General features: G+C 57.3%; 10 protein-coding genes and 1 tRNA gene. 3 read left to right on the forward strand and 8 right to left on the reverse strand.

Annotated features, from left to right (window positions below; genetic code table 11):
- Nucleotides 1-221: 221 nt before the first annotated feature.
- From JWG43_RS12145 to JWG43_RS12180, 8 genes are all read right to left on the reverse strand, one after another.
- Nucleotides 222-3833 (reverse strand): PAS domain S-box protein, encoded by a 3612-nt coding sequence (locus tag JWG43_RS12145; RefSeq protein WP_205243205.1) that lies wholly within the window; start codon nucleotides 3831-3833, stop codon nucleotides 222-224.
- Between the two features lie 254 nt (nucleotides 3834-4087).
- On the reverse strand, nucleotides 4088-6286 hold the full coding sequence (locus tag JWG43_RS12150) for a histidine kinase dimerization/phosphoacceptor domain -containing protein (RefSeq protein WP_205243206.1): 2199 nt from the start codon (nucleotides 6284-6286) through the stop codon (nucleotides 4088-4090).
- 302 nt (nucleotides 6287-6588) lie between these two features.
- Nucleotides 6589-6819, reverse strand: coding sequence for a hypothetical protein (locus JWG43_RS12155; protein WP_205243207.1), 231 nt, complete (start codon nucleotides 6817-6819; stop codon nucleotides 6589-6591).
- 13 nt (nucleotides 6820-6832) lie between these two features.
- Nucleotides 6833-7294 (reverse strand): EVE domain-containing protein, encoded by a 462-nt coding sequence (locus JWG43_RS12160; protein ID WP_205243208.1) that lies wholly within the window; start codon nucleotides 7292-7294, stop codon nucleotides 6833-6835.
- A 269-nt stretch (nucleotides 7295-7563) separates the two neighbouring features.
- A tRNA-Met gene (locus JWG43_RS12165) sits at nucleotides 7564-7640 on the reverse strand.
- 45 nt (nucleotides 7641-7685) lie between these two features.
- Entirely contained in the window at nucleotides 7686-8150 is a 465-nt protein-coding gene (locus JWG43_RS12170) for an acyl-CoA thioesterase (protein WP_205243209.1), read from the reverse strand.
- Nucleotides 8140-9375: a cofactor-independent phosphoglycerate mutase gene (locus JWG43_RS12175; RefSeq protein WP_205243210.1), complete on the reverse strand. Its 1236-nt coding sequence runs from the start codon at nucleotides 9373-9375 to the stop codon at nucleotides 8140-8142. Before JWG43_RS12175 ends, JWG43_RS12170 begins: the two co-directional genes overlap by 11 nt.
- A gap of 16 nt (nucleotides 9376-9391) precedes the next feature.
- Nucleotides 9392-10699 carry a homoserine dehydrogenase gene (locus tag JWG43_RS12180; RefSeq protein WP_205243211.1) on the reverse strand — a complete coding sequence of 436 codons (1308 nt, stop codon included), beginning with the start codon at nucleotides 10697-10699 and terminating at the stop codon, nucleotides 9392-9394.
- 317 nt (nucleotides 10700-11016) lie between these two features.
- On the opposite strand from JWG43_RS12180, the gene JWG43_RS12185 reads away from it, so the two are divergent.
- The 3 genes from JWG43_RS12185 to JWG43_RS12195 all read left to right on the forward strand — a co-directional run bounded on the left by JWG43_RS12185 (nucleotide 11017) and on the right by JWG43_RS12195 (nucleotide 13368).
- On the forward strand, nucleotides 11017-11691 hold the full coding sequence (locus tag JWG43_RS12185; RefSeq protein ID WP_205243212.1) for an adenylate kinase: 675 nt from the start codon (nucleotides 11017-11019) through the stop codon (nucleotides 11689-11691).
- 105 nt (nucleotides 11692-11796) lie between these two features.
- Nucleotides 11797-12381, forward strand: a complete 585-nt coding sequence (locus tag JWG43_RS12190; protein WP_205243213.1) for a D-sedoheptulose-7-phosphate isomerase — start codon at nucleotides 11797-11799, stop codon at nucleotides 12379-12381.
- A gap of 33 nt (nucleotides 12382-12414) precedes the next feature.
- Entirely contained in the window at nucleotides 12415-13368 is a 954-nt protein-coding gene (locus JWG43_RS12195) for a GSU2086 family protein (RefSeq protein ID WP_205243214.1), read from the forward strand.
- Nucleotides 13369-13400: the final 32 nt, after the last annotated feature.

Consider the following 13400-nt stretch of genomic DNA (forward strand, 5'->3'; position numbering starts at 1 on the left):
TCGCCCTTCGGGGCGCGCGGATGAACGCGCACGAATCCAGGATGTTGTTTTCTCACGAGATACGGTTCGTATGTGGAACGCCAACAACGATACCGCTGCGGGGACTTGAAGGCTCTCAATGGTATATTTCCTGCCCGACTGCTGACGCTGATTTGACAGCGCAACAAAGAGTAAAAGGGACAGGGCCGTTGCTGGATAAACATAACCTCTTCAAATCGTTATTAAACCGCACTGCCATTGTCCAGGATCTCCCGCACTTTGATAGTCAAGTCGTTCATTGAGAACGGTTTCTGGATGAAATGGACGCCCTGGTCCAGTACCCCGTGGTGGGCGATGATATCGGCGGTATAGCCGGACATGAACAGGCATTTGATATCGGGGTGGCGGGACAGCAGGTTTTCAGCCAGGGCACGGCCGTTCATCCCGGGCATGACCACATCCGTCATGAGCAGGTCGATCCGGCCGGAGTATTCCCCGGCCAGGCGGATGGCCTCTTCCGGGGACCCCACGGCCAGGACGGTGTACCCCTGGCGCTCGAGCATGATTGAGGTCATTTCCAGGGTCGCCGGTTCGTCTTCAACCAGCAAGATGGTTTCGTGGCCGGTTGCCGCTGCTTCAACCCGATCCTGTATCGGCTGGGTCTCGACTCTGGTCTCGGTATACCGCGGCAGGTAGATCTTGAAGGTCGTCCCCTGCCCGGGTTCGCTGTCCACGGCGATGAAGCCGTTGTTCTGGGTGACCGCACCGTACACCGAGGCCAGGCCGAGACCAGTGCCCTGGCCCTGCTCCTTGGTGGTAAAGAAGGGCTCGAACAGATGACTGACGATCTCCCTGTTCATGCCGCAACCATTGTCGCTGACCGCCAGCAGCACATATTCGCCGGGCGTAGCCTCGGGATGAAAGGCGCGCCAGGTCTCGTCAACCGTGGTCACGCCCGTCTCGATGGTGACCTTACCTACCCCCTCGATGGCATCCCGGGCGTTGACGCACAGGTTGGCCAGGATCTGATCGATCTGGGCGGGGTCCATGTTGATCGGATACAGGTTCCGGCCGGGCAGCCAGGTCAGGGCGATGTCCTCGCCGATGAGTCGGCGCAGCATACTGAGCATCCCTTCCACGGTCTCGTTGAGATCGATCCTCCTGGGGGCAATGGTCTGCTTGCGGGCAAACGCCAGCAGCTGACGGGTCAGGTCGGCGGAACGCTGGGCCGCCTGCTGGATGCCGTGCAGGGCCTTGTACATCGGGTGACCGGCAGCCACCTGCTCCAGGGCCATTTCCGCATATCCGAGGATCACGCCCAGCATGTTGTTGAAATCGTGGGCCACCCCGCCGGCCAGCCGACCGACCGTTTCCATTTTCTGGGCCTGGAGGAGCTGGGCCTGAAGCTTCTCATTCTCCGCCGCGGCCCGCTTATGCTCGGTGATGTCCCTGAATTCAGTCACGCGGACCATCTTGCCCTTGTAAGGAATGTTTCTCGCCTCAAGGCGGAGCGGATACTCTTCGCCGTTCTTGCGCAGCCCGAAGGCTTCATAGGGCTGCTCATAACCGGAACGGATATTGTGCAGGACTGCCGGGCGTGATTGTTCGGCTATGAGAAGAAGTCCATCCATGCCAATCAGTTCTTCATGGGTAAATCCGGTCATCGCCGCCAGGCCCTGGTTGCATTCCAAGATAAGGCCCTGGTCGTGGATACCGATACCGCCGAATGAGGCATTGTGGAGGGCCTTGAAACGCAGTTCGCTTTCCCGCAGCTCCTCCCGCTGCCGGTACTCCTCGGTAACGTCCCGAAAGACCAGCACCGCGCCGTCGACCACCCCGGAAGCCTCCCTGATGGGGGCGCAACTTGCGGCAATCCGGTATTCCCTGCCGTCGCGGGTGACGAAGGTGGCATGGTACACCCCATCGACATTCGCTCCCTCGCGTAGTGCCTGGAAGACTTGCTGTGCATCCGTTTCACCCTTTTCGCCATTGATCAACCGGAACACCTCGTGAATCGGCCGGCCGAGGGCCTCTTCACTCTGCCAGCCGGTAAGGGTCTCGGCGGCTCGGTTGAGACTCACAATCCGTCCCTCGTTGTCGCTGGCGATCACTCCGTCGCCGATGGAACGCAGCGTGGCCGAGAGATGCTCTTCACTTTTGCGCAGGGCGACTGTCCGCTCCCGCACCAGCCTTTCGAGCACCTGCCGGCGACGAAGCAGCGCCGTCACGACAACGGCCAACGCAACGGTAAGCAGCAGGCCCACCAGAGCCGCGCTCAGCCCCCCTCGTGCCGGTTGCGCGCGCACAAACTCCGGCCCGGCATGGGCGGTGACGATAAAGGTCTTACCGAAGGCCAGAACAGGCCGGTGCAAGGTCGGTTGCGCAATCGGTGGACTGTCTTTCGTCCAGGAGTGAGCCAGCGGTTCAAAGCTCCCATCGCCGTGGGCGCAGATCAGGTCCTTGGCCACCCAATCATCAACGTCTGAAACAGCCAGCACGTCACCCAGGCGCAGCACGGCAAAAGCCATCCCCAGCGGGTGCCGGTGCTCCGGATCGGCAAAGACCGGCCGGAGGAGCAGCATCCCCTTCTGGTCACCGGTCTCCAGCACCAGTGTCAGTGGTTCGGTGGCAGTTGGCAGACCGGTGCGCAGGGCCTCCTGGATGGCGGCGAGCCGTACCGGTTCCGAACCGATATCAAAACCGATCGCTGTACGTTTGTCTTCCGGCGCCCCCTGGAATACCGGGTAGTATATTTCACGCTCCCCGACGGGCTCGGCCTTCCCGGCGGCGTTCCGCTGCCAGATCTCAAAGCCCTCCATCCCCGCCGCCCGTGCCGCTTGCACGAAGCGCTCTTTGTCTGCCCCGGGGAGAATCTGGACCCAACCCCAGGCATCGACGGCCGGATTCCGGATCAGGTACTCCGTGAAATTCAGGAATGTCTCGGCCGTGACGTGCTCGCTGTTTTCATGGAACTTTGCCAACCCTTCGAGTTCCACATCCCGCAGGCTACGGAAGACTTCAGCGATCACATTGGTCTGGCTTTCGGCCAGAAGTCGAAACGATTCAGCCTGATTTCTCTTGGAAACCCCCTGGGCCAGCCAAGCGATGAGCAGGGTCAGCACCAGGCCGATTGCAACCACCATGATCGTTTCCAGATGCCCCATCCAGCGCGGCGGCTCTTCGAGTCGCGCGCGCCGGGCAAGCAGAAAGGAACCGGCAACAACGATGGCGACCAGCGCAAGCGTCGACAACCCCACGACCAGGACACCACCTTGAGCAGCCACACGCCACCCCCAGGCACGGGCGTCGGTATCCATGCCCAGAACGGCGATGAGATCATTGGTCCGCGGATCCAGAACAGGTATGAGCGAGGAGACCCAAGTCCCCCAGCGGTCGGTCATCGGCCCTACGGTCATGGCGGTTTTGGTCTCGAAAACGCGCAGATCCTCTGGCGAAATTTCCTCGTAGACCTGCCCGGGCGGCGATTCGTCCTCGGATCCGGCGGGTTCACTGTCTATCAGGAAAAAAACCGTCCCATCCAGCTCTTGACCCATGAGATAGACAAACCGGCACTGCGGATCAGCCGTACAGATCGAGGCAAGCTGCTCTTTGAGCCGCAGGTAGACCGGTGACGTCAGATCAGCCTCTGTGCCGGTCAGTGCCCTGAGCCGTTCGAGATTGATGGACTCGGCCACCAATCTCGCCTGCCCGAGATGCTCTTTCCGCAGTGCAAGGTCGGCGCGGTTGGTCAACCACCAGGCGACGAGCGTCCCGGTCACGATGAGGACTGTCAACAGACCCAGGAACAAGTGCCGACTCATGGCAAGATCTTTCATGGTCTGCATGAGTTTCATCTGGCTCTCTCCTTGTTGAACCTCTTGAAGCTAACGCGCTGGTTGGGTTTCTTGCGGCAAACACTCATCTTGACCGACGCCCCCCTGCCCCTGGCAGGTCCGAAGCATCACCACAGGGGGTACCCATGCCTGGAACCAGGACATTTCAAGACAATCCATACAACCCTGTGCACCAATCGTCCGAGAGCGCTGGTGGCCTGGCCGTCGGTCCGAGATCCGTATATTCCCGGGTACAGACGATGAGCACCGTCGTGTCAGCCATGGATGGGCTTTTCTTTTTTTCTGTCGGTAAAGATAAGGGTCACACTGGTGCCCTCCTCCAGATCGACGATAAAACGACCGCCGAGTTGGTGCTGGCCGAGCATGCGAACCAGGGTCATGCCGAGTGTTCTGGTTTTTGTCCAGTCAAATCCAGCTGGCCAGCCGATACCGTTGTCGGCCACCGTGAGGGTGTAGGTATCCTTGTCCCGGTGCAGACGGACCAGAATTCGGCAATCACCCTTGCCGGGACGCGGTTTGCCTTCCGGGAAGGCGTATTTGAGGGCATTGGTCACCAGTTCGTTGACGATCAGGCCGCAGGGAGAGGCAAGATCCAGGGGGATTGTGACCCCGGGGGCATCAACCCGGACGATGATCCCAGGAGAGCCGAAGGTGGTCCGAAGATGGGAAATCAGAGCCTGCAAATAATCATGAAAATCGATGCTAGCCAGTGAATCGGCCCGGTAGAGCTTTTCGTGGACCAGACTCATGGATCGGATGCGGTTGCTCAGCTCGCTGAGGATGACCTGGCCTTTGGGTTCTTCAAGGGTCCGCCGTTGCATGTCCATGAGGCTGATAATGGCGGCCAGGTTGTTTTTCACCCGGTGGTGCACCTCACGCAGCAGGACCTCTTTTTCACCGAGGGCGGTGGCGAGCTGTTGTTCGTGACGTTTGCGCTCGGTGATGTCCACATGGGTGCCGACCAGGCGGACCGGTTTGCCGGTTGCATCGATAACCGCACGGCCCCGGGCAAGCACGTCTATCAGGTGACCATCCTTGTGATGCATTTTGAACTCTGCTGCAAACCGTTCCCGTTTGCCTGCCAGATGTTCTTGCACCAGCTGCCACGTCGATTTGACATCTTCCGCAACGGTCAGTCGTTCCCATTCGGAAATACGATTTTCCACCTCCTCTTCCCGGTAGCCAAACATCTGTTTCCAGCCAGGAGAATAATACACTTCGTCGGTCTCCAGGTTCCAGTCGAAGATCCCGTCCTTGGCCGCCTGCATGGCCAGTGAAAATCGTTCCTCGCTCTTGCCCAGGGCCTCTTTGACCATCCTGTAATGCCTCGATTTCTTGATTAAAGCAAGGATCAGAACTGTCTCAACGATCACAAAGAGCGCCAGGCCGACAATCAGCCAGAGATATTCCCGCAGGGTGGACTGCGGCTGGTTGAGGACGACACTCTCCTTGGGTAGTCTGGCCGGATCGATTCCAAAAAAAGACAATTCCCGGTGGTCGAACATAAAAAGATTCGGGCTGTCCCGAACGATCGGGATGGCCCCTGCCGGTTCACCGTTGAGCACCCGCAGGGCTAACTCGGCGGCGGTACGCCCCTGTTGCAGGCCGGAAACGACCCGGCCACCCACCACCTTATGGCCGAGGACAAAATCCCAGGATGAATACACCGGCAATCGTGCCGATTGGGCGATCAGCTCGGTCATTTCCGGAACACTGAAGGCTTTATCGTGCCGGTCACGATAAAAGGAGAGGAGCAGGATAATGGTTTTGTTTTTATCCAGGCGGGTGAGTTCCTCTCGTAGCTCCTGCTCGCTGAGTTCAGCCAATTCGATGATGCTGGCAAAGCGGCCGCTATAGTGAGATTTGATTTGCCGAAAGCGTTCCAGATTGAGTCGGCCGCTTTCAGTGGAATCACTGACCACGGCAAGGTGTTTGGTTTTCGGTTGCAGGGTCAGGGCGATGTCCAGTGTTCCGGCCAGATCAAAGTCTTCGACAACACCGGTGACAGCGGCAAAACCGTCGATCATGGCCTCCTCAAAAAGGTTGACCCCGCAAAACACCACGGGGACTCCGGGAAAGAGCGAATCCCGCAACAGGAGGATGGATTGAAATGCGGCATCATCACTGACAATGATCACATCCAGGGGCGTTGCCTGGTACTTGTGGAAGAGCAGCTCTCGGAAGGCAGGGAGAATCCGTTCCGGTTGGTGCCGCTTGGCATCAAGGTATTCGATATGGATGTCGATATCTGGAACCGCGCCATGCAGGATATCCACCATGCCGTGGTTGATGCTGTCGGTCCAGGGAAAATCCGGATGATAGGAATGGATGACGAGCACATGTCGGGTGGCAGGATCATCGTGTGCCGCAACCGGTGGAAGACAGGCGAAAAACAGGATGATGCATAATACCAGCGACCTTCTGGTCACGGCGATGAGCCGACCTTTGCCCATTTTTATGTCCCTCTTGCCTGAATGCGTGAGTGTTCGTCCGTGCGTCAGCTTCGTTGTTCGTGGCCGTTCGATTAAAGTACACTTTATCGGACGGTTACTGACAATGAAGATGGCGTGCTGACGGATCCCCCGAAGGGAGGCTGGTGAATTTTTCCCAAGGATCTTGTTACAATTAAAACATGATTACAACAAGATATACCTAAAACAAGCGTCCAGTCGTCACGGATTCAGGTCTTGGTCAATCAAGGATTTCCTAAAGGTATATGTAATTCTCTCATCATTGAGCCGGTCCCGTCAATCTCTTATGTGGAGTGTTGATCAGAAACCATGACAACTTTTTTATTTTCGAAAAGAAAATGGTATAAAAAAAGAGCGGGTACATGCCCATAAGCGCCCACCACCAGGAGAATAATCAGATTATGACTACCACGATATTTTTGACAATTCTCCTTCGCCAGCAGCCCTTCGAAGCGTTCGTTCACGGATCCAGGTATCCCTTTTACTTCACGATGCCCTCTACCCTGCCCCGCCACACTGATCCCCTACCTACCGCCACTGAGAATGATCACTGATGAAATTCCACTGCGCTTCGGTGAGCGGCATTATCGACAGGCGGTTACCCCGCTGTACCAAAGGGCATTCGGCCATTTGCGGCTGCCGCTTGAGCCAAGCCAAGGATATCACCCCGCGGAACTTGGTCACAAATTCCACATCAACACAATACCAGCGCGGATTGGCCGGTTCACTTTTAGGATCAAAAGAGCGATGTTGCGGGTCGAAGGCGGACTGATCGGGGTAACCGGCCCGACAAATGCGCATGATTCCGACAATGCCAGGGACAGGGCAGTTGGAGTGATAAAAAAATGCCAGATCACCGACCTGCATCCGGTCACGAATCATGTTGCGGACCTGGTAGTTGCGAACTCCATCCCAAGGTTCAACCCCTGCTCGTTGCAAATCGTCGATCCCGAACACATCCGGTTCCGATTTCATCAGCCAGTACGCCATGGCTTTCCCTGGGTTGTGAGAAAGATGTAGACCAACCGTTCTTCCGGTATGCTCAATCCGTGACGGCTGGATGCCTGTTTTGGATATATATTACTGTAATCACATTATAATTGCAGAGGAATCCTGGAAAAACCAGAGAAACTAGGGGTCAGATCTTGAATCTTGAATCATCTGAAAAATGGAATAATTCAAGATTCAAGATCTGACCCCAGCTTATACTCGAAAACGAAAAGGGGTTAAGTCAAAACGACTTAACCCCTTGAATTTTTTGGTAGCGGGGACAGGATTTGAACCTGTGACCTTCGGGTTATGAGCCCGACGAGCTACCAGACTGCTCCACCCCGCGTTACAAGCTGAGCATTATAGCAGACTGAGCGTTGCTGTCAACTGTTCATTTCACTTTCTTGGCCTTTTCGCGCAGGACAGTGATTTTTTCCAGGACCACCTCGGGCAAGGGTGTTAATTTTCCCGCACGATTGACACAGGCATGGACAGTACAACCGCGGACCAGGAGTTGGTCCCGCCCGTCCGCCTGGGGACGGGTTATGGCGTAATGGAACCGACAGGTCATTTTGGTGTTGTCCGCCAGGGAAACCGAAAGGGTGAGCAGATCGTCGTAGGCTGCCGGGGCCTTGAAACGGAGATAACTTTCGATCACCGGCAGAATACAGCCCAGTTGTTCGATCTCGCTGTAGGGCATGACCCAGGCACGCATCATCTCGGTGCGGGCGATTTCGAAATACCGGAGATAATTGGCGTTGTACACCACTCCGGCTGCATCGGTATCGCCATAAATCACCCGATAGGAAACGGAAAAGACCGGCTCGGTCAAGCTGACCTGGATATTACTTTTCATCTTTCTCCTGGCTGATGAAGCGGCGGAAAAAGGCCGGTCCGGAAGGCAGGACAAGGCCGGTCCTCTCCACCGCCGCCAGAACATGCGCCTCGGTGTACTCGAGGCCGGAGGGCTGTGCACATCCCCGGGAGTCGTAGAGAAACATCGGCACCGGCCAATCCTCGTGGGTCTTGCGATGCACCGGGGTATAGTGATCCATGGTCACCACCAGCCGGAACGGTTCCCCGCGGCGCTCCATCTCGGCAACGATCGGGGCGACGATGCGTTGATCAAAATCCTCGATCGCCCGCACCTTCTCCCGGGCCAGCCCCTGATGGCCAGCCTCGTCCGGGGCCTCAACGTGAACCAGGACAAAATCATCGCGCTCAAGGACCTCCAGGGCCGCCCGGGCCTTGCCTTCATAATTGGTATCAAGGTACCCTGTGGCCCCCTCAACCTCGACAACCCTGAGCCCGCTGAGTACACCAAGCCCCTTGAGCAGATCCACGGCCGAGATCAAACCACCGCGGATACCATAGCGGCTTTCCAGCGTCTCCATCACCGGTCGTTTGCCTTCCCCCCAGAGCCAGATGAAATTCGCTGTTATTTTTCCCTGCTCCGCCCGGCGCAGGTTGACCGGATGCTGATCCAGAATCGCCGCTACCCTGGTATACAGATCCCGGAAGGCCTCCACCTGCAGATAGGTCTGATAAAATGCGGCAACATCGCCATCGGAATGATCATGGGGGGGCACGGTCCGCCAACCTTCAGGGAGGGAGCCGCGGTACACCAGGAGGTGGCGGTAACTGATGCCGGGATACAGTGTAAGCTGCGCGCTGCCGCACTCCGCCTGCAGGGTGGTCAGCAAGGCACGGCTTTCCGCGGTGCTGATGTGGCCGGCACTGTAGTCCTTCATGATCATTACGCCGCTGCTGTGCCGCTCCACATGGACGAGATTACAACGGAAGGCGATCTCCTCGGCACCAATATCCACCCCCATGCTCGCTGCCTCCAAGGGAGCCCGACCGGTATAACAGGTTTCCGGTTGGTAGCCGAGCAGGGACAGATTGGCGATATCGCTTCCGGGCGGATACCCGGCGGGCACGGTGCGCACCAAAAGCATCTCGGACTGCCTGGCCAATCGGTCCATGGCAGGAGTTGCCGCGGCTTCCAGCGGCGTTTTGCCGCCCAGTTCCGGGACGGCAACATCCCCCATGCCGTCGCCGATCAAAAGAATGTATTTCATGAACTGTCCTGACGACCTACTCGTCTTCTTCGAGAATACGGATTTTGACCACCGGTGCGGTCACGGTTTCCAAGCGGCTGATTTCATCGAGGGCGGCACTGACCGCCGACTCCCTGGCGCTGTGGGTGACGATCACCAGAGGGACCGCACCGACTTTTTTCCGTCCTTTCTGGATGACGGATTCAATACTGATTTCATACCGGCTGAGTATCCCTGAGATTCGGGCGAGCACACCGGGCTGATCAAGGACCGTAAGTCGGAAGTAATACGGTCCATATAACTCTTCCATGGGGGTGATCCGTCGCGGCTTCACCTGATCGGGCAGATAGGAAAGGGGCGGCACCCTGCCAATGGCACCATGCTGCATGTTTCTGGCAATATCGACCACATCCGCGGCCACGGCGCTGCCGGTGGGCACCATGCCGGCCCCCAGGCCGTAGAGAAGGACATTGCCCACCATGTCACCGTGAAAATGAATAGCGTTGAAGGCACCGTTGATCGAGGCCAGCAGATGATCCTGCGGCACCATGGTGGGATGAACCCGGGCCTCGACATGATCGCCGTGATTACGGCTGATGGCCAGGAGTTTGATCCTGCAGCCCAACTCCCGGGCCAGTTCGATATCCATCGGTTCGATGCGGGAAATACCCTCGGTGGCGATTTCATGGTGGGTAACAGGCATGCCATAGGCCATGCTCACCAGGATGGCGAGTTTGTGGGCCGTATCGATGCCTTCGATATCGTAGGTCGGATCGGCTTCGGCAAACCCGAGCCGCTGGGCCTCCTGGAGGACCTCGGCAAAGGGAATGCCCTCGTCGGTCATCCGGGTGAGAATATAGTTGGCGGTGCCGTTCATAATACCCATGATGGAGAGAATGCGGTTTGCCACCAGTCCTTCCCTGAAGGCCTTGATCACTGGAATCCCCCCCCCGACACTGGCCTCGAACCCCACCTCCACTCCCTGGCGGGCCGCGGCGGCAAAGATGTCACTGCCTTCCTGGGAAAGCAGGGCCTTGTTGGCGGTCACCACATGTTTGCCGGCAGCGATGGCCTGGAGAACCAGGGTCTTGGCCGGTTCAATGCCACCGATCAGTTCAACGATGATATCGATTTCCGGGTTGGCAATCAGATCCTCGCCGTTTCTGGTCAGCGGAATGGGACCAAATCGCTCCGGCACCTCGGTGGTCGTGCGGTCGGCGATTCCAGCCAGTCGAAAAATCATTCCCGTGCGCTTGACCAGCCGCTCCTGCTGCGCGAGCAGAACTTCCGCCAACCCCTTGCCCACCGTGCCGAATCCAATCAGTCCCACTCTGATTTCTTTCATGTCCTGCCCCACCTGAAAAAAGTATTGAAAAACATCCTTGCTGACACGCTCAAGACCGGTGTTTTCTACTCTCTTTACCCCTGCTTGTCAAAAAGTATGCGCCACCGCGCCGCGGAGTCCCGCGAAAACCCGGGTCGCTTTTCCACCATCAAATCTCCTGATTCAAATCATCATTTTTCATGGCGTATTCAGGCAAGGTGCTGTATATATGTGCTGTTACTGAGAGATCATTCATTTTTTCTGGTCATTTTTTTAAAACAATATAAAGATGTTATTATCAACCATCACCGATCGGATTTAACCTGGAGGTAACCGGTATGAACATTCTCACTTTCGGCCCCAACGGCAGCGGCAAGGGCACGCAAGGCGCCATCATCAAAGAAAAATACGGCATCGATCACATTGAATCAGGCGCCATTTTCCGCGAACATATCAAAGGCGGCACCGAACTGGGAAAAAAAGCCAAGGCCTTTATCGACCGCGGCGACCTGGTTCCCGACGATATCACCATCCCCATGGTGCTGGAAACCCTTGGAAAATCCAAGGAAAAAGGCTGGCTGCTGGATGGATTTCCCCGCTCGCTGGCGCAGGCCGAGGCTCTGGACAAAGCCTTGAAAGAGGCCGGCATGAAACTGGACTTTGTGGTGGAAATCGTCCTTGACCGACAGATTGCCAAAGAGCGGATCATGGGTCGGCGTCTGTGTGCCAACGACAACAACCATCCCAATCATATTGCCTTTGAAGCCATCAAACCGGTTGAGAAAGACGGTAAGCTCGTCTGCCGGGTCTGTGGCGGTGCCCTGTCCACCCGCGCCGACGATCAGGATGAAGAAGCGATCAACAAACGGCACAACATTTACTACGACGACAACACCGGCACCATGGCGGCGGTCAATTATTTCAAAAAAAACGGGGGCACCAAGGTCATTTCCGTGGACGGCTCTAAAAATATCAAGGAAGTTTCCGAACTGATTATCAAGGAACTGCCGTAACCGTTGCCACCGCTCTGCCACTGCCGTTGAAAACGTTTCCGCTCCTCTGGGCGCGGAAACGTTTTTTTCTTTGCCTGCCGCCTGTTTTCCTTTATGGTCAGCGCCATGAAAACACTTCTTTCAACCAACCTGATCCACTCCATCATGGCCAAGGAAGCCTTTTTCAAAGAGGCTGCAGACAACATCATCCTCCTGACCGAGTGGATATGTGAAGTGTTCGAAGATGGCGGCAAACTTTTGATCTTCGGAAATGGTGGCAGTGCCGCCGACGCCCAGCACCTGGCCGCTGAATTCGTCAACCGCTTCCTCATCAATCGCCGGCCCCTCGCCGCCATTGCCCTGACCACCGATTGTTCCGTTCTGACCGCCATTGCCAATGATTTTTCCTTTGACCTGGTCTTTGCCAAACAGATTCAGGCCCTGGGCAAACCCGAAGATCTGGCCCTGGGCATTTCCACCTCGGGAACATCCGTGAACGTGGTCAAAGCCATGGAGACAGCGCGAAATATCGGCATGAAAACCGCGGCCCTCACCGGCGGCATCTCTCGTCCCGGCGGCGATCTAACCGCTGTCTGCGACCTGGTGCTCAATGTGCCCTCCGACTCCACACCGCACATCCAGGAGACCCATCTCTGGGTGGAACATGTGCTCTGTGAAATCGTTGAAAAAAAGATGTTCGGCTCCCTCTGATCCCTCCTTGCCGATTGGCCCCTGACCTGTCCCATGACCTCCTTGCCCGTGCCGCCTCTCGATTTCACCGACCTGAACACCTATTCCATTCATGACCGTCATTCCAAGGTAACGGTCAGCGATTTTGCCCTCCCCGTTCAGCCGGGGATGACGGTGCGTCAACTTCTCGCCGCGCTGCCCAACCAACTTGCCGGAGTCGATTTTCCCGACCTCGTCCACCGTATCGCCGAGGCCAGCCGGCAACAGCGACCGGTGCTGCTGGGCATGGGCGCCCATGTGATCAAGGTGGGCCTCAATCCGGTGCTCATCGATCTGATGCAGCGCGGTATCATCACGGGGTTGGCCCTCAATGGGGCCGGAATCATCCATGACGCCGAAATCGCCATGGTGGGCCGCACCTCGGAAGAGGTTGCCGAAGTCCTCGGAGCCGGAGCCTTCGGCGCCGCCAGGGAAACAGGCGAAGTGCTCAACCGGGCCATCTCAGCTGGAGCGACCCGGAAAATCGGAATCGGCCAGGCGGTGGGCGAGGTGCTGCTGGCCGGCGACTTTCCCCACAATGACCTGAGCCTGCTGGCCATGGCCCGCAGGCTGGACATCCCGGTCACCGTGCATGTCGCCATGGGAACCGATATCATCCACATCCACCCCAGCGCCGACGGTGGTGCCATCGGCAGTGCCGGCCACCATGATTTCCGGATCTTCTGCCGCCTGGTCAGTGAACTTGAGGGCGGAGTCTATCTCAATGTCGGTTCCGCGGTTCTTCTCCCGGAGGTTTTCCTCAAGGCCCTGACCGTGGTCCGCAATCTCGGCCACAAAGTGCAGCGCTTCACCACGGCAAATTTTGATTTCATCCGCCATTACCGGCCAACCACCAACGTGGTCCAACGGCCCACCCTGGAGGGGGGCAGGGGCTTTCATTTCACCGGCCACCACGAATTGATGCTGCCGCTGCTGGCCGCCGCCCTGGTCGATGAAATTGACAAATAACCAGCGAAACAGTATATGGCCGCTACACAGTT

It is taken from the genome of Desulfobulbus alkaliphilus (assembly GCF_016918545.1).
GTDB lineage: Bacteria > Desulfobacterota > Desulfobulbia > Desulfobulbales > Desulfobulbaceae > Desulfobulbus > Desulfobulbus alkaliphilus.